This is a genomic window from Rhodopseudomonas palustris (assembly GCF_034479375.1).
Taxonomy (GTDB): domain Bacteria; phylum Pseudomonadota; class Alphaproteobacteria; order Rhizobiales; family Xanthobacteraceae; genus Rhodopseudomonas; species Rhodopseudomonas palustris_M.
Window position 1 is genome coordinate 2,226,255 of the sequence record NZ_CP140155.1, and the last position, 15,677, is coordinate 2,241,931.

General features: G+C 64.8%; 16 protein-coding genes. 8 read left to right on the plus strand and 8 right to left on the minus strand.

The window, feature by feature from the left end; translation table 11 throughout:
* Position 1: 1 nt before the first annotated feature.
* Together SR870_RS10070 and tam are read right to left on the minus strand one after the other, a co-directional pair.
* The gene (locus tag SR870_RS10070) at positions 2-595 is read right to left on the minus strand and encodes a TIGR00645 family protein (RefSeq protein WP_322517825.1); all 594 of its coding nucleotides are present in this window, start codon (positions 593-595) and stop codon (positions 2-4) included.
* 119 nt (positions 596-714) lie between these two features.
* Positions 715-1,485, minus strand: a complete 771-nt coding sequence (gene tam, locus SR870_RS10075; protein ID WP_322517826.1) for a trans-aconitate 2-methyltransferase — start codon at positions 1,483-1,485, stop codon at positions 715-717.
* A gap of 98 nt (positions 1,486-1,583) precedes the next feature.
* Here tam and SR870_RS10080 point away from each other — a divergent pair, with 98 nt between their 5' ends.
* Entirely contained in the window at positions 1,584-1,883 is a 300-nt protein-coding gene (locus SR870_RS10080) for a BrnT family toxin (protein WP_322517827.1), read from the plus strand.
* Positions 1,870-2,127 (plus strand): type II toxin-antitoxin system BrnA family antitoxin, encoded by a 258-nt coding sequence (gene brnA, locus SR870_RS10085; protein ID WP_322517828.1) that lies wholly within the window; start codon positions 1,870-1,872, stop codon positions 2,125-2,127. Before SR870_RS10080 ends, brnA begins: the two co-directional genes overlap by 14 nt.
* A 31-nt stretch (positions 2,128-2,158) precedes the next feature.
* On the opposite strand, the gene ettA is transcribed toward brnA, so the two are convergent.
* Positions 2,159-3,808: an energy-dependent translational throttle protein EttA gene (gene ettA, locus SR870_RS10090; RefSeq protein WP_322517829.1), complete on the minus strand. Its 1,650-nt coding sequence runs from the start codon at positions 3,806-3,808 to the stop codon at positions 2,159-2,161.
* Positions 3,809-4,060: 252 nt separating this feature from the next.
* Between ettA and SR870_RS10095 the strand changes: the two genes are divergently transcribed.
* The gene (locus SR870_RS10095; RefSeq protein WP_322517830.1) at positions 4,061-4,270 is read left to right on the plus strand and encodes a hypothetical protein; all 210 of its coding nucleotides are present in this window, start codon (positions 4,061-4,063) and stop codon (positions 4,268-4,270) included.
* 89 nt (positions 4,271-4,359) lie between these two features.
* Here SR870_RS10095 and SR870_RS10100 read toward each other — a convergent pair whose 3' ends face one another.
* Positions 4,360-5,568, minus strand: coding sequence for a L,D-transpeptidase family protein (locus tag SR870_RS10100; RefSeq protein ID WP_322517831.1), 1,209 nt, complete (start codon positions 5,566-5,568; stop codon positions 4,360-4,362).
* Positions 5,569-5,991: 423 nt separating this feature from the next.
* Here SR870_RS10100 and SR870_RS10105 point away from each other — a divergent pair, with 423 nt between their 5' ends.
* On the plus strand, positions 5,992-7,023 hold the full coding sequence (locus SR870_RS10105; RefSeq protein ID WP_322517832.1) for a hypothetical protein: 1,032 nt from the start codon (positions 5,992-5,994) through the stop codon (positions 7,021-7,023).
* A gap of 13 nt (positions 7,024-7,036) precedes the next feature.
* Here the strand turns inward: SR870_RS10105 and sseA are convergent, their stop codons facing one another.
* From sseA to SR870_RS10120, 3 genes are all read right to left on the minus strand, one after another.
* Positions 7,037-7,894 (minus strand): 3-mercaptopyruvate sulfurtransferase, encoded by an 858-nt coding sequence (gene sseA, locus SR870_RS10110; RefSeq protein ID WP_322517833.1) that lies wholly within the window; start codon positions 7,892-7,894, stop codon positions 7,037-7,039.
* Positions 7,895-8,007: 113 nt separating this feature from the next.
* Positions 8,008-8,433 carry a rhodanese-like domain-containing protein gene (locus SR870_RS10115; RefSeq protein WP_322517834.1) on the minus strand — a complete coding sequence of 142 codons (426 nt, stop codon included), beginning with the start codon at positions 8,431-8,433 and terminating at the stop codon, positions 8,008-8,010.
* Between the two features lie 148 nt (positions 8,434-8,581).
* A complete protein-coding gene (locus SR870_RS10120) occupies positions 8,582-9,757 on the minus strand; it encodes a VWA domain-containing protein (protein ID WP_322517835.1) in 1,176 nt (391 codons plus the stop codon).
* A 255-nt stretch (positions 9,758-10,012) separates the two neighbouring features.
* On the opposite strand from SR870_RS10120, the gene SR870_RS10125 reads away from it, so the two are divergent.
* The 3 genes from SR870_RS10125 (at position 10,013) to SR870_RS10135 (ending at position 13,176) form a co-directional block, all read left to right on the plus strand.
* The gene (locus SR870_RS10125) at positions 10,013-11,863 is read left to right on the plus strand and encodes a diguanylate cyclase (RefSeq protein WP_322518242.1); all 1,851 of its coding nucleotides are present in this window, start codon (positions 10,013-10,015) and stop codon (positions 11,861-11,863) included.
* 109 nt (positions 11,864-11,972) lie between these two features.
* Positions 11,973-12,227 (plus strand): GlsB/YeaQ/YmgE family stress response membrane protein, encoded by a 255-nt coding sequence (locus SR870_RS10130; RefSeq protein WP_011440807.1) that lies wholly within the window; start codon positions 11,973-11,975, stop codon positions 12,225-12,227.
* Between the two features lie 106 nt (positions 12,228-12,333).
* Positions 12,334-13,176 carry a MoxR family ATPase gene (locus SR870_RS10135; RefSeq protein WP_322517836.1) on the plus strand — a complete coding sequence of 281 codons (843 nt, stop codon included), beginning with the start codon at positions 12,334-12,336 and terminating at the stop codon, positions 13,174-13,176.
* 109 nt (positions 13,177-13,285) lie between these two features.
* Here the strand turns inward: SR870_RS10135 and SR870_RS10140 are convergent, their stop codons facing one another.
* Positions 13,286-14,518 (minus strand): DUF1963 domain-containing protein, encoded by a 1,233-nt coding sequence (locus SR870_RS10140; protein WP_322517837.1) that lies wholly within the window; start codon positions 14,516-14,518, stop codon positions 13,286-13,288.
* Between the two features lie 112 nt (positions 14,519-14,630).
* On the opposite strand from SR870_RS10140, the gene SR870_RS10145 reads away from it, so the two are divergent.
* Positions 14,631-15,674, plus strand: coding sequence for an aromatic ring-hydroxylating dioxygenase subunit alpha (locus SR870_RS10145; RefSeq protein ID WP_322517838.1), 1,044 nt, complete (start codon positions 14,631-14,633; stop codon positions 15,672-15,674).
* The last annotated feature ends 3 nt before the right edge of the window (positions 15,675-15,677 follow it).

A 15,677-nucleotide genomic window follows, 5' to 3' on the forward strand; every position in this document is an offset into this window, starting at 1 on the left:
GTCAGTGTTTCCCGGAATGAGCCTTTGCTTCGTCGATCGCCTGGTTCGATATCCGGTCGACCACGGCGATGCCGATCGCCGACAGAATGAAGATGGTGTGGATGATGGTCTGCCACATCACCCCCGTCTCGGTGTAGCCGCCGACCCGGCCCGGCGCGCCGAGCGTCCCCGCCTCGATGAAGGTGCGCAGCAGATGGATCGACGAGATGCCGATGATCGCCATCGCCAGCTTGATCTTCAACACGCTGGCATTGACGTGGCTGAGCCATTCCGGCTCGTCCGGATGTCCCTGCAGGTTGAGCCGCGACACGAAGGTCTCGTAGCCGCCGACGATCACCATCACCAGCAGATTGGAGATCATCACCACGTCGATCAGCCCCAGCACCGCCAGCATGATCTGCTGCTCGCTGAAGTCGAAGGAGTGCTGGAACAAATGCCACAGCTCCTTCAAGAACAGCACGACGTAGATGCCCTGCGCGACGATCAGCCCGATATAGAGCGGCAATTGCAGCCAGCGCGAGCCGAAGATCAACATGGGAATCGGTCGCAGCCCTAAGCCTTTCGGCGGCAGCGGCGTCTCGGGCGTCATCGACATGTGGGGAAGCTCCAGGCGGGCAAGATTGGGGACCTCTCAAGTGGGAACTCCGTTCGATTCTGTCGAGACGCCGGGGAGCGGCGATTAACCGCAGCCGACGATCGCGAATGCGCGGGCCGTTACTTGATCGCGACCATGAATATTCGTGGAAACCGCAGCAACACCTTGCCGTCGGACTGCGGCGGATAGGCGGCGGCGACCCGCGCGGTGTAGGCGGCGAGATAGGCTTTGCGCTCGTGCAGATCGAGCGGATCGATGAACGGCCGCAGGCCGGTGCCCTTGACCCATTCGACGATCGCGGCCGCGTCGTCGAGCACGTGGTTGTAGACCGTGTGCCAGATGTCCAACCGGCTGCACAGCGGCCGCAGCGCATCGTAATACGCGCCGGGCTTGGGCAGCAGATCGCGTAGTTCGGCGGCCTGGGAGAGCTGGTGACGCCACGGCTCCTGAAACGCCACCTCGCGCATCATGACGTGCGACGGCTCGTCGAGATTGTCCGGCATCTGCACCGCGAGAACGCCGCCCTCGTCGAGTCCCGCCACCAGCCGCTTCAGATGCTTCAGATGGTCCGGCACCCACTGGAACACCGCATTGGCGAACAGCACGTCCGTACCCGGCGGCGGCGCCCAATGCGCGACGTTGGCCTCGACGAACTTGTGCTGCGGCAGCCGCTCGCGGGCCTGGCGCAGCATGTCGGCCGAAGTGTCGACGCCGACCACCGCGGCTTCGGGCCAGCGCTCGACCAGCAGCGCGGTCGAGTTGCCGGGCCCGCAGCCGATGTCGGCGACCTTGCGCGGCGCCGTCACCGGGATCTGCGCCAACAGCTCACGCGCCGGCCGTGTACGCTGATCCTCGAACTTCAGATACTGCTCGGCATTCCAGTCGGCCATCCAACTCCACCCTCGTGCCCCCGAGTCGGCTGGAAACCTATTGATCCGGCGGGATTTTGCAATATCCTCGATCCATCGTATATTTGTGGCATATACAAATGATCGATCTGAGCAAGGTCGTCGGGTTCGACTGGGACGATGGCAACAGCCGCAAGAGTGCGGACAAACACGCAGTCAGCCAGTTGGAGGCAGAAAGCGTATTCGTGCACGACCCGCTGCTATTGCAGGAAGACGCAAAGCACAGCGCTGCAGAACGTCGGTTCTATGCTCTCGGCCAAACCAAGGCGGGACGCTTGCTGCATGTCACGTTTACGTTGCGAGCGGACGGAACATTGATCCGTGTGCTCTCGGCGCGCGACATGAGCCGAAGAGACAGGAGCAGCTATGAAAAAGCTTAAGCCCATCCCGTCATTCAAATCGGAAGCCGAAGAACGGCAATTCTGGGAAACGCATGATTCCAGCGATTATCTCGACTGGAGCAAGGCCGAACGAGTTCGCTTCCCGAACCTGAAGCCGTCGACGACTGCGATTTCGATCCGTTTGCCGACGGAGTTGCTCGAGCAGATCAAAGTCGCCGCGAACAAGCGCGACGTGCCGTATCAGTCGCTGATCAAGATGTGGCTCAGCGAGAAGGTGGGATAGCGCGCGCCTCCCACCTCTCTCAGAACGCGCCTCACCGCGTCAGCTTCTTGTACTTCGCCCGGTGCGGGATGATGGCGTCCTGGCCGAGGCGGCGCATCTTGTCCTTCTCGTAGTCCTGGAAGTTGCCTTCGAACCATTCGACGTGGCTGTCGTCCTCGAACGCCAGGATATGCGTCGCGATACGGTCGAGGAACCAGCGGTCATGGCTGATGATCACGGCGCAGCCGGCGAAATCCTCCAGCGCCTCTTCGAGCGCGCGCAGCGTGTCGACGTCGAGGTCATTGGTCGGTTCGTCGAGCAGCAGCACGTTGGCGCCGGACTTCAGCATCTTGGCGAGATGGACGCGGTTGCGCTCACCGCCGGACAGTGATCCGACTTTCTTCTGCTGATCGCCGCCCTTGAAGTTGAAGGACGAGCAATAGCCGCGCGAATTGACTTCCTTCTTGCCGAGCAGGATCTGCTCGTTGCCGCCGGAGATCTCCTCCCACACCGTCTTCTTGCCGTCGAGGGCGTCGCGCGACTGATCGACATAGCCGAGATGCACGGTCTCGCCGACGGTAATGGTGCCTTGGTCGGGCTTCTCCTGCCCGGTGATCATCCGGAACAGCGTGGTCTTGCCGGCGCCGTTCGGGCCGATTACGCCGACGATGCCGCCGGGCGGCAGCTTGAAGGTCAGATCGTCGATCAGCAGGCGATCGCCGAACCCCTTGGTCAGGTGCTCGAAGTCGACCACATTGTTGCCGAGCCGCTCCGCCACCGGGATGATGATCTGCGCGGCCTGGGTCTGCTTCTCGCTGGCCTTGGCGAGCAGCTCATCGTAGCGCTGGTAGCGCGCCTTGGACTTGGCCTGACGCGCCTTGGGCGAGGACGCGATCCACTCCTGCTCGCGCTCCAGCGTCTTCTGGTGGGCCGCATCCTCGCGGCCTTCCTGCAGCAGCCGCTTCTGCTTCTGCACCAGCCACGACGAGTAGTTACCCTCGTAGGGAATGCCCTTGCCGCGGTCGAGTTCGAGAATCCAGGACGTGACGTTGTCGAGGAAGTAGCGATCATGGGTGACGATCAGGATCGCGCCCGGATAGGCGCGCAGATGGCTTTCCAGCCACGACACGCTCTCGGCGTCGAGATGGTTGGTCGGTTCGTCGAGCAGCAGCAGTTCGGGCTGGTCGAGCAGCAGCTTGCACAGCGCGACACGGCGACGCTCGCCGCCCGACAGCTTGGTGACGTCGGCGTCGTCCGGCGGGCAGCGCAGCGCGTCCATAGCCTGGTCGACCTTGCTGTCCAGATCCCACAGACCGGCGGCCTCGATCTGGTCCTGCAACGCGGTCATCTCGTCGGCGGTCTCTTCGGAATAGTTCATCGCCAGCTCGTTGTAGCGATCGAGGATCGCCTTCTGTTTGGCGACGCCGAGCATGACGTTCTCGCGCACGGTCAGCGCCGGATCGAGCTGCGGTTCCTGTTCGAGATAGCCGACGCGGGCGCCTTCGGCGACCCAGGCCTCGCCGGTGTATTCCTTGTCGATCCCCGCCATGATCTTCAGCAGGGTCGATTTGCCGGCGCCGTTGACGCCGAGCACGCCGATCTTGGCGTCGGGATAGAACGACAGATGGACGTTATCCAGCACCTTGCGGGTCGGATAGGCCTTGGTCAGGCCCTGCATGAAGTAAACGAACTGGCGAGCCATCGTGGTCCTTGAAAGCGGTGCGTGCGGGGGAATTGGTTGCGTTTGATGTAGCGGTGCGTCCGGCAAAGGGCAACCCGGACGCACTCACGTTAAGCAGTCGTTCAGCCTGTGCCGAGGCCGATGCCAGCTCCGCTTCCAGGTGCGGACAATTCGCACCATGTTTTAACGACCTCGGCCAACACTCGCCCTGAGGTGAAGGCTGCGCCGGTGCGCCCTTCCCGCCTCATCGACACCTGAACACAGGGGAGCCCCATGGCAGGCCTCACATCGAGCGCGCCTGACCGGCGTGACGCCGTCGGCCAGCCGAGCCGTCCCGGGTGGACGAGCGAAATCCGCGAGTTCTGGCGCCAGTTCGTCATCCAGGCGTTCAGTCCCTACCGGCCAGAGTTGCACTATATGCGCGGGCCCGGACCGGCCTGGCGCGCCAAGCACGGCAACAGCAGACCACCGCGCCAGACCTGAAAGCTCCTGCCAAAGCAGACCAGGCTCGATAGACAGCAGAACGCCCGCACAGATCGCTCTGTGCGGGCGTTCTTGTTGATCGAGAGGCGTCAGCGGATCGTGACGGGCGCCGGCAGCGGCGCCACCGAGGTCGGCTGTGCGCCGGGGACGGACATCTGCGACTGTTGCGCGGGTGCGGCCGACGCGACCGGCTGCTGCGCGCTGGCGGTCGGGGTCGGCGGCGCGCCGCCCGGCAGCACGACGACGCGGGTGCCAACCTTGACGCGTTCGAACAGGTCGCTGACGTCGTCATTGAGCATGCCGATGCAGCCCGAGGACACGAACTTGCCGATCGTCGAAGGCTGGTTGGTGCCGTGGATGCGATAGACGGTCGAGCCGAGATACATCGCCCGGGCGCCCATCGGATTGCCGGGACCGCCGGCCATGAAGCGCGGCAGATAAGGCTGCCGCTCGATCATTTCGGTCGGCGGATGCCAATCCGGCCATTCCGCCTTGCGGCTGACTTTCTGCACGCCGTTCCAGGTGAAGCCGTCGCGCCCGACGCGGACGCCGTAACGCATCGCCCGGCCATTGCCGAGAATGTAGTACAGATAGGTGTTGCTGGTATCGACGACGATGGTGCCGGCCGGCTCCTTGGTCTGGAACGCGACCTCCTGACGGCGCAGATGCGGCGGCAGTTGGAACTCCTGATCGGCGTCCGGCTGCTCTTCCGGCGGCAGCGCGGCGACCTGCAGCGGCCGGCCATCGGCGCCAATCTGGGGAGCCGGCGGGACCGAGCCGGTCGCAACCTGGGGAACGCCCGGCTGTCCGGCGCCAACGCCTTCGGGCGGGCGCAGCGAACCGTCGCCGCGATTGGAGTAGATCACCGACGGCGGGCCGGCGGGCCGGCCATAGCGCGGATCATCCGGCGACATCACCGGCCCCTGGGGCGCAGGCGTGCGATCCGAATAAACCGGCGGCGCGCCCATCGGGCGACCATAGCGCGGGTCGTCCGGCGACATCACCGGGCCTTGCGGAACGGGAGCGCGATCGGAATAGACGGGTGGCGCGCCCAAGGGGCGACCATAGCGCGGATCGTCCGGTGACGTCACCGGACCGGGCGGCGGCAGCGCCGCGGACCCGGCGCCGTCTTCGTCGTCGATATTGTCGAAATTCGGCATCGCCTGACGATAGTCGCCCGGTGCTGACGTCGCGTAGGACCCAGGCGCGGCAGGATAGCTCTGCGCGTGCACCATCGAAGTTCCGGCCGAGATCGCCGCAACAGTCGCCAACAACGTCAAGATTCGATTGTTCATCATCGCCCGTTTGTAAACCGAAGCAGAGACTGGATCGTCACTGGGCAGATGCCGCAGGATCGCGGCACATTCAAGACAAGACCGGCACAATCACGCCAAATTCGCCCCTATTTGAAGGTGTGTGCTGCATTTGTCGCGTCTTGATCCGTCGAGATCTTCCCGCCGAAGGGTTTCGCAGGCTTTTCCGATCGATCGTGCCAGCCGACGGGCCGCCAGGCAATGCCGCGGACCCGACGCTTGGGTCGCGGAACGATGATGATCGTCCAAAGATTTCGCGCGGTGCTGCGAATCCATTGCGCTATTCTCGATCTGCTCTGATTCGCCGCGTGCATTTCATCGCCTGCCGATCCGAGCCCGTGTGGTCGCCGCGTTGGTGTTGCTCAAGTGTCTTTGCGCGCTCGGCGCCGAAGACGGAATGAACCCGAGATGCTTCCCGGAGTCCGTTTCCTGTTCGCGGCGGTTGCGCTTGCGGTTTCGATGCTGGTGTTTGGACTTGGCGCCGCGGCGTTGCTGCGCACCGCGCATGAACAATTTGCCAGCGCCCGGTCGATCCGGCCGGCCCAGACCACCCTCGCGATGCGGCCGGTCGAGCCGGCGATGCCGACGCTCAGCCTGTTGCGAGTCGAGCCTCAGGTGATCGAGCCGAGAGCGCAGGACGAACAGCCGATCGCGGCCAAGGCCGTTCAGGCGACGGAGCCATCGCTGCAAGCCGCCGATCTGGGCGCATCCGAAGCTGCGGGGCCGGCCCTACCGGATGCGATCGCGGCGCTGCCCAGGGCCGAGCCGGAGCGACCCGAGACCAACGAGCCGCATCAGCGCGCCCTGCCCGCGACCGAGCAGATTATGACCGAGCAGACCATGGCCAAGCCGGTGTTGGCCGAGCAGAACAGGCCGCAGGAGGCCGGCCAACAAGTTGGACCGGCGGCTCTGGCAACGCAGGAGGCCGCCGCCCCGGCGCATGTCCCCGAGACCGCAACCAAGCCGGAGCCGGCCCCTTCGGAAGCCGCCGCGATGGAAGCCGAAAAGCCGGCAGCGCCCGCGACGGCGATCGAACAAGACCCACCGCACGCGTCCACCGAAATTGCGACGCCGGAGCCGGCCAAGAGCGAGCCCGTAGCGCTCGATCTGCCGCAGGTCGCAGCGCTCACTGGCCCGATCCCGACGCCGAAGCCCGATCCGCGAGCTCCGACCAAGCCAGCCGCGCAGTCATTCGAGCAGCCGGCCAAGCCTGAAGCGGAGGCGGCAGATCAAGCCGCCAAGCCCGGCGGCCAGGAATCGACCGGCTCGATCCGCGAGCCTGAACCGAAAGCGGAGCGGCCGGCGGCGACAGGGCCGAAGGCCGGCAAGCCGGCGCAGGCCAAGGTCAAGCGTCGCCGGCAGGTCGAGGGGCGGCGCGCGCGCCCGGTGGCCAACCGACCGTCGACGGAGCTATCGCCGTTCGGCCTGCCCCCGACCTGACAAAGCCCTCAACTCAGGCCGGTCCCGTCGCGATCGGCGGCCCCTCGGGCAGGCCCCATTCGGACCACGAACCGTCGTAGAGCGCGGTGCCGCGGACGCCGAGCCGATACAGCGCCAGCGTCAACACCAGCGCAGATACACCGGAGCCGCAACTCGTGACGATCGGACGACCGAGATCAACGCGCGCGCGGGCGAAGGCCTGGCGCAACTCGTCGCGCGACTTCATCAGACCCGTGCTTGCGTCGAACAATTCATTGTACGGCAGATTGCGGCTGCCCGGGATGTGCCCGGCCCGCAGGCCGGGACGCGGCTCCGGCACGCGGCCTTCGAAGCGATCGGCGGCGCGGGCGTCGATCACCTGCTCGGCGCCGCTTTCGAGATTGGCGACCATCTGCTGCTGGCTGCGCAGATAGTTCGGATCGAGCTTTGCATTGAACGTGCCGGGCTCAGGCGACGGTTTGCCGGGCTCGGTCCGCCGGCCTTCCGCCTGCCACTTCTTCAATCCGCCTTCGAGAATACGAACATTGTCGTGACCGAACGACAAGAACATCCACCACGCCCGCGGCGCCGCGACCCAGCCGCCGGCATCGTACACCACCACGGTGTCGCCGGACGACACGCCCATCGCTGCGACGTCGCGTGCGAACTGCGCGGCGTCCGGATACATATGCGGCCGCGCATCGCCGCGATCGCAGACCTCCTCGACGTCGAAATACACCGCGCCGGGAATGTGCGAAGCGAGATAGTCGTCGCCGGGCCGCGGCAGCACGCCCGGCATCTTGAACGACGCGTCGAGCACCTTGACCCTGGGATCACCGAGGTGCGCGGCAAGCCATTCGGTGGAGACCAGCGGGTCGTCGGTAGCAGTCATCGGGAAATCTCCGCCGCAGGCGCATGAAAGACAGCATCGCCGGACGCTGTCCGGAACGACACCGTCATTGAGAAAACCGCCGCGCCGGTCAAGCCCGCGCGCGCCGCTTCGGCTCAGCCTTTCGGCTTCTTCGGCACCCAGGCCTCGATCGGCCCGCCGGCGTCGCGCCAGGCGGCGAAGCCGCCTTCGATATGCGCGACCGGCTTCAGCCCCATGTCCTGCGCGGTCTTCGCCGCCAGCGCCGAGCGCAGGCCGCCGGCGCAATAGAATACGAACTTCTTGTCGCCCTGAAACACCGGCTTGGCATAGGGGCTTTCCGGATCGATCCAGAATTCCAGCATGCCGCGGGTACAGGCGAACGATCCGGGGATGCGGCCGTCGCGTTCGATCTCGCGCGGATCGCGGATATCGACGATCACCACGTCGCTGGCCGGGCCGGCCTGATGCAGCGCGATCGCGTCGGCGGTGCCGATAGTTTCGATCTCGGCATTGGCCTCGTCGAGCAGCGCCTTGATGCCGCGCGTGATAGTCTGGGGCATGGTCGTTCCTTGCGTCGTTTCTTATCAGTTGCTCAGTCATTCCGGGGCGCGCGAAGCGCGAACCCGGAATCTCGCTGTTTTGATCGCAGAGATTCCGGGTTCACGAGCTGGCGCTCGCGCCCCGGAATGACGCCTGGAAGATAGTCGCTCAGCGCACCAGCTCGCGCATCGCGCCTTCCAGGCCCTCGATCGTGATCGGATACATCCGCTCTGAAAACAGCCGGCGGATGATCGTGGTCGACTCCGAGTAGTCCCAGTGCCGCTGCGCCACCGGATTGAGCCAGACGGCATGCGGATAGGTCCGCAGCACGCGGTCGAGCCAGACCGAGCCGGCCTCCTCGTTGACGTGTTCCACCGAGCCACCCGGCACCATGATCTCGTAAGGGCTCATCGAGGCGTCGCCGACGAACACGACCTTGTAGTCGTGCGGGAACTTGTGCAGCACGTCCCAGGTCGGGGTGCGGTCGGTGAAGCGCCGCTTGTTCTGCTTCCACACGCCTTCATAGAGGCAATTGTGGAAGTAAAAATATTCCATGTGCTTGAATTCGCTCTTCGCCGCCGAGAACAGTTCCTCGACCTGCGCGACGTGCGAATCCATCGAGCCACCGATATCGAAGAACACCAGCACCTTGACGGCGTTGCGCCGCTCGGGCCGCATATGCACGTCGAGATAGCCGTGATTGGCGGTTTCGCGGATCGTGGTGTCGAGATCGAGTTCGTCCGGGGCGCCGGTCCGGGCGAATTTGCGCAGGCGGCGCAGCGCCACCTTGATGTTGCGGATGCCGAGTTCGACGTTGCCGTCGAGATCCTTGAACTCGCGCTTGTCCCACACCTTGACGGCGCGCTGGTGGCGGCTCTTTTCCTGGCCGATCCGCACGCCTTCCGGATTGTAGCCTTCGGCACCGAACGGCGAGGTGCCGGCGGTGCCGATCCACTTGTTGCCGCCCTGGTGCCGCTCCTTCTGTTCCTCGAGGCGCTTCTTCAGCGTCTCCATGAGCTTGTCCCAGCCCATCGCCTCGATCTGCTTCTTCTCTTCCTCGGTGAGATATTTCTCCGCCAGCTTCTTCAGCCATTCGGCGGGAATGTCCGCCTTCTCCATGGCGTCGAGAAGGTTCTCGAGCCCCTTGAACACGCTGCCGAAAACACGATCGAACTTATCGAGATTGCGCTCGTCCTTCACCAGCGCGGCGCGCGACAGATAGTAGAAATTCTCCACGCTCTGATCCGCCAGGTCGGCGTCGAGCGCCTCCATCAGCGTCAGATATTCGCGGAGCGTGACCGGGACCTGGGCGTCGCGCAGCGACGTGAAAAACTGAAGGAACATGGCCGACAGATTGCCCGACCCTGCGCGCTCGTCAAGGTGCAATACCTTCGCAGCGGCTGTTGAAAACTCCGGCCGGAACCGCGAATGCCCTCAATCGGACCGATCGGATTATCGGTTGGGTAATCTAAGCCGGTGCACTGCTGTGCCTGCAACGAAGCCCCCTGCAGGCCGATGATTTCCCCTATTCTCCCATCGTCCAATCCGATCGGCCGGCTGTCGACGCCGGCCCTGATCGTCACGCTGTTCGTGCTGGCGATGAGCGCCTGCGTGCTCGCGCTAGTGGTTTGGAAGGGTTACGACGCGAGGCGCAACGCGCTGGCGCAGAGCGAGACGGAGATGCGCAATCTGGCGCATTCGCTCGCGGAACACGCCAACCACACGATGCAGGCGGCCGACGTGGTGATGGACGACATCGTCGCCTTTCTTCGGTTCCAGCCGTTTCCCGATCGCGCATCGTTCAACGCGCGGCTGCGCGAAATTTCGGACAAGCTGCAGCAGATCAAGGAACTGGCGATCCTCGACGCGAAGGGCGACGTCGAATACGCGTCGATCACCCCGCTTCCTCCTATCAACAATGCCGACCGTGACTACTTCACCTATCACCGGGATCACGCCGACCCCAAACCGCTGATCACCGGACCGGTCGTCTCCCGCACGTCCGGGCAACCGGTGATTGCAGTGACTCGGCGCCTCGAAACGGCGAACGGCGACTTTGCGGGCATTGTCATCGCGACGATCGAGAGCGACTATTTCAACGACTTCTACAAGACCTTCGACCTCGGCGCCGGCGGTGGAATCACGTTGTCCAGCAGCGACGGCAAAGTCGTGATTCGCTGGCCGCCGACGAAGGACGGACGTGACCTGTCGAAGAGCCAGTTGTTCGAGCGTCTGCTGCCGCGCAGCCCCGTCGGATACAATCTTGCAACCTCTCCGTTCGACGGCCTCCAGAAATACTATGCCTACGAGCGACTATCCCTTTATCCGCTCGTCGTCACGGTCGCACGCACCGAAGTGTCGGTGCTGGCGGACTGGCGCGAGGCGATCCGCTCCGACGCGGTGGTGGCGATGGCGGTGCTCGCCTGCATCGTGCTGCTGGCTGCCGGGCTCGCGGTGCAACTGCGCAACCGCGAGCGCTTCGAGAAGCTGCTGCGCGAGCGCGACGCGCGTCATCGCCTGATCGACGCGAACATCGGCGACGTCGTCGTTGTGCTCGACGGCCAGGGCGTCCTGACCTTCGTATCGATGTCGGTCGAGACGGTGCTCGGCTTCAGCCCCGAGGAGATGCTCGGCCGCGTGTATCTCGACATGATGCACCCCGACGACGTCGCGGGACTACGGTCGATCGGCAAGCGTCTGCCTCATGCCCCCAACGGCCTGCGCGCCGAGTTCCGCATGGAACGAGCCGACGGCACGCTCGTCTGGCTCGAGGCCAATTTCAGGTTCACTCGCCAGGACAGCCGGCCGGAACGCAATATCGTCTGCACGCTGCGCGACGTCACTCGCCGCAAGGAGGTGGAGGACGAAGTCGAGGCCCTGAATTCCCGCCTCGCGGAAATGGCCAGAACCGACGCCCTCACCGGCCTACCGAACCGCCGAGCGCTCGATGATTTCATCGCCAGCGAATTCAAGGCGAGGCGAGATCTGTCGGTGCTGATGATCGACGTCGACGATTTCAAAGGCTTCAACGACCGTCTCGGCCACCATGCCGGCGACGAGGCTCTCCGACAACTCGGTGGATTGCTGGCCGGGACCGCAGCGAGTGCAGGCGGCTTCGCCGCGCGCTACGGCGGCGAGGAGTTCACCATCGTCCTGCCCGGCATAGCGATGGCGGCCGCATTCGTCTTCGCCGAAGACCTGCAGGCAGCCGTCCGGTCGCTCGGTATCGTCAACCCCAGCGCGACGCGCGGCAGACTGACCGTGAGCATCGGCATCGCCGGCAAGGTCTCCGCCGTCTGCGATCCTGCAACGCTGCTTCGCTGTGCGGATATCGCGCTGTACGAGGCGAAGCGGCGCGGCCGCGATTGCAGCGTGGTGGCGCCTGCCTATGTCGGCGACGCCGGATCGCTGGTCCCCGACGTATCCACCCGGACCGGCACGCCCGCCTGAGTCGACCCGGCCGGCGGCTTCACTGCCTAGACCTCGCGGGTTTTTCGACTAAAGTCCCCGGGCTTGGCCTCAAACGGCCGGTTGAACACAGAATCACTTGGGGGATGTCATGGGGATCGATTCCATCATCGTCTGGCTGCTGGTCGGCGCGATCGCGGGCTGGCTCGCGGGACTGCTGGTGCGCGGCGGCGGGTTCGGCCTGATCGGCAACATCGCGATCGGCATCGTCGGCGCGGTCGTCGCCGGCTGGTTGCTGCCGTTCCTCGGCGTCAATCTCGGAACCGGCATCTTCCGCGCCATTATCAACGCGGCGATCGGCGCGGTGATCGTCCTGGTGCTGCTGGCTATGATCCGCAGAGCCTGATACCGAAGTTCACAGCGATGTGCGGCCGCCGTCCGCGGCCGCGCGCTCACGACAAAAGCAACAAGAACGGGCGCGCGCGCCTGATGACAGACGAGGCAGAAAACGCATGAAGTTCACCGGCACCAAGGATTACGTGGCGACCGACGATCTCAAGGTCGCCGTCAATGCGGCGATCGTCCTCGAACGGCCGCTCTTGGTGAAAGGCGAGCCCGGCACCGGCAAGACCGTGCTGGCCGAGGAAGTCGCCAAGGCGCTCGATGCGCCGCTGCTGACCTGGCACATCAAGTCGACCACCAAGGCGCAGCAGGGCCTCTACGAATACGACGCCGTGTCACGGCTCCGCGACAGCCAGCTCGGCGATCCGCGCGTCTCCGACATTTCCAACTACATCAAGCGCGGCAAGCTGTGGGAAGCGTTCACCCACGGCCAGCGCCCGGTGCTGCTGATCGACGAGATCGACAAGGCCGATATCGAGTTTCCGAACGACCTTCTGCTCGAACTCGACCGGATGGAATTCCACGTCTACGAGACCGGCGAGACCGTCAAGGCCGAGAAGCGCCCGATCGTGATGATCACTTCGAACAACGAGAAGGAACTGCCCGACGCGTTCCTGCGCCGTTGCTTCTTCCACTACATCAAGTTCCCGGACGCCGACACTATGCAGGCGATCGTCGACGTGCACTTCCCCGGGATCAAGCAACGGCTGGTGGCCGAGGCGCTGAAGATCTTCTTCGAGGTGCGCGACGTACCCGGCTTGAAGAAGAAGCCGTCGACCTCCGAACTGCTCGACTGGCTGAAACTGCTGCTCAACGAGGAAATGAGCCCGGAGCAGTTGCGCGAACGCGACCCTCGCAAGCTGATCCCGCCGCTGCACGGCGCGCTGCTCAAGAACGAGCAGGACGTGCATCTGTTCGAACGACTGGCGTTTCTGAGCCGCCGCGAGGTGTGAGCCGCGCAGCCGCCGGCTCGCCCGCGGTTTCGAACAAAGCTCGCAAGGCCCGGGTCTGTCCCGGGCATTGCCGTTTTCGTCACGTGCAGGCCACGGCGATCACCGCAACTCACGTGAATTGGATTGCCAATTCGGCCGTCTCGAACCGCCGTCCGGCGAGGTCTTGCTTGGATAGGAAGTAGTAGAGGAACCCGCCTGGCCCCCAGCCGGCGATTTCGCTGCCGTTGGTGTAGCCGTCGAGCTGCATCAGCAATCGGTACTGATCGAACGGCTGATCCAGGGTGAACTCGAAACTCTCGCCCTGCAGCAGATCCGGCCAGCCGAGCAGCTTGCTGCGATTGCACGGATAGTCGAGTTCGGCGGGAAAACCATAGCGGTGCAGATCGTCGCGGAAGCGCTTGTAGATGTCGCGCCGCGGCCGATCCGGCAGGATGGCCTCGATGATGCGACTTTCCGGGTCCGGCAGATCCCACATCGGCCGGAACGTCAGCTCGGCGCGTGGAAACACCGTGAGCATTTCCAGTGGCGGCTCCGCCGGCATCAGATTTTCGGTTTCGGGCCAATGATACAGCGCACCGCCCTGCCCGGTGAGCAGACATCCCATCACCGTGTCGTGGTCGCCGAAGCACGACAGCAGGCCTTGCGACGGCAACGCCTCCGCGCCCGGCAGGCCGCGTAGGTCGGCGCAGTTGATCTGGCCGAGGAACAGCATCGGCTCGGTCGCGGCGACCGGCCAGCGCCAATCCGGCGGTGCGCAGGGCATGCCGCCGAGCCGGGAGCCGTCGATCGGCGCGTGGGCGCGCGCCGTCTGAGGCCACAGCCCGATCGCGGGACGAAGCTGGCGCAGCAGCGCCGCGGCCTCCAGCGGCAACGCGGCGATGAGGCGCTGCGCGATCTCGGAGACCTCCATCGCCGGTGGGGGCGGGTGGCGCGCGGGCCAGAATATCGGATGATCATCGAGGATGCCGGCGTCTGCCGAGCCGGGCGGGACCGCCGAGCGCCCTCGTCCGTCGGCGGCACAGGCGTCCGATCTCCGCAGCGCCTGCTCCACACTCAGGACGACCTCCGGATCGGCATGCGTGAGCAATTCGCGCAGCCGATCGAGGCCGCCGACGTGCGCGACCAACTCACGCTCGATCCGCGCCTGTTCGTGGAACTGACGATTGAGCGCGCCAATATGCTCGATCGTGGCGCGACTGCGGACGTTGTCGAGCCAAGCTTGCAGCAGTTCGGCGTCGGATCGCTGGACCAGTTCGTTCATGCCCGCCTCCCATCGGAACAGGCTAACGGAACAAACAACGAACTTTCCAGTCAGGATTTTCCCGTCCGTCACTTCAACCATTACTCAGTATACAGAAACCCCCTTAAATCTCGCACTTATTTGCCACTTGAGTTGCGTTCTCGCTTTTCCGGTATACAATCTGCACCCAATGATAATCCTCTGGGAGGCCACGATGCCCGCCTTTCCGCTCAACGCTTGGTACGCCGCGGCGTGGGACGCCGACATCAGGCACGCGCTGTTGCCGCGCACGATTTGTGGCAAACACGTGGTGATGTATCGTAAGGCCGACGGCAGCGTCGCCGCGCTGGAGGACGCCTGCTGGCACCGGCTGGTGCCACTGTCGAAGGGCCGACTCGAAGGCGACACCGTGGTCTGCGGCTATCACGGGCTGAAGTTCAATCCGCAGGGCCGCTGCACCTACATGCCGTCGCAGGAGACGATCAATCCGTCGGCCTGCGTGCGCTCCTATCCGGTGGTCGAGCGGCATCGCTTCGTCTGGTTGTGGATGGGCGATCCGGTGCTGGCCGATCCTGCGCTCGTCCCCGACATGCACTGGAACGATGATCCGGCCTGGGCCGGCGACGGCAAGACCATCCACGCCAAATGCGGCTGGCGGCTCGTCGTCGACAATCTGATGGACCTCACCCACGAGACCTATGTGCACGGCTCGTCGATCGGCAACGAGGCCGTGGCCGAGGCACCCTTCGACGTCACCCACGGCGACCGCACCGTCACCGTGACGCGCTGGATGCACGGCATCGAGCCGCCGCCGTTCTGGGCGGCGCAGTTGCGCAAGCCCGGTCCGGTGGATCGCTGGCAGATCATCCGGTTCGAAGCGCCCGGCACAGTAACGATCGACGTCGGGGTGGCGCCGGCCGGCTCAGGCGCGCCGGAAGGCGATCGCTCGCAAGGCGTCAACGGCTTCGTGCTCAACACCATGACGCCGGAGACCGACACCACCTGCCATTACTTCTGGGCGTTCGTGCGCAACTATCGGCTCGGCGACCAGCGCCTCACCACCGAAATCCGTGAAGGTGTCGCCGGGATCTTCCGCGAGGACGAAATCATCCTCGAAGCGCAACAGCGCGCGATGCTCGAGAACCCCGACCGGGTGTTCTACAATCTCAACATCGACGCCGGCGCGATGTGGTCGCGCAAGCTGATCGACCGCATGGTCGCGCAGGAGAACGCGCCGAAGCTGCAGGCGGCGGAGTAAGCG

Excerpts from the sequence above, each read along its gene's own strand:
- SR870_RS10070 (WP_322517825.1), bottom strand. The coding sequence starts at position 595 with ATGTCGATGACGCCCGAGACGCCGCTGCCGCCGAAAGGCTTAGGGCTG.
- tam (WP_322517826.1), bottom strand. The coding sequence starts at position 1,485 with ATGGCCGACTGGAATGCCGAGCAGTATCTGAAGTTCGAGGATCAGCGT.
- SR870_RS10080 (WP_322517827.1), top strand. The coding sequence starts at position 1,584 with ATGATCGATCTGAGCAAGGTCGTCGGGTTCGACTGGGACGATGGCAAC.
- brnA (WP_322517828.1), top strand. The coding sequence starts at position 1,870 with ATGAAAAAGCTTAAGCCCATCCCGTCATTCAAATCGGAAGCCGAAGAA.
- ettA (WP_322517829.1), bottom strand. The coding sequence starts at position 3,808 with ATGGCTCGCCAGTTCGTTTACTTCATGCAGGGCCTGACCAAGGCCTAT.
- SR870_RS10095 (WP_322517830.1), top strand. The coding sequence starts at position 4,061 with ATGGCAGGCCTCACATCGAGCGCGCCTGACCGGCGTGACGCCGTCGGC.
- SR870_RS10100 (WP_322517831.1), bottom strand. The coding sequence starts at position 5,568 with ATGATGAACAATCGAATCTTGACGTTGTTGGCGACTGTTGCGGCGATC.
- SR870_RS10105 (WP_322517832.1), top strand. The coding sequence starts at position 5,992 with ATGCTTCCCGGAGTCCGTTTCCTGTTCGCGGCGGTTGCGCTTGCGGTT.
- sseA (WP_322517833.1), bottom strand. The coding sequence starts at position 7,894 with ATGACTGCTACCGACGACCCGCTGGTCTCCACCGAATGGCTTGCCGCG.
- SR870_RS10115 (WP_322517834.1), bottom strand. The coding sequence starts at position 8,433 with ATGCCCCAGACTATCACGCGCGGCATCAAGGCGCTGCTCGACGAGGCC.
- SR870_RS10120 (WP_322517835.1), bottom strand. The coding sequence starts at position 9,757 with ATGTTCCTTCAGTTTTTCACGTCGCTGCGCGACGCCCAGGTCCCGGTC.
- SR870_RS10125 (WP_322518242.1), top strand. The coding sequence starts at position 10,013 with ATGAGCGCCTGCGTGCTCGCGCTAGTGGTTTGGAAGGGTTACGACGCG.
- SR870_RS10130 (WP_011440807.1), top strand. The coding sequence starts at position 11,973 with ATGGGGATCGATTCCATCATCGTCTGGCTGCTGGTCGGCGCGATCGCG.
- SR870_RS10135 (WP_322517836.1), top strand. The coding sequence starts at position 12,334 with ATGAAGTTCACCGGCACCAAGGATTACGTGGCGACCGACGATCTCAAG.
- SR870_RS10140 (WP_322517837.1), bottom strand. The coding sequence starts at position 14,518 with ATGGTTGAAGTGACGGACGGGAAAATCCTGACTGGAAAGTTCGTTGTT.
- SR870_RS10145 (WP_322517838.1), top strand. The coding sequence starts at position 14,631 with ATGCCCGCCTTTCCGCTCAACGCTTGGTACGCCGCGGCGTGGGACGCC.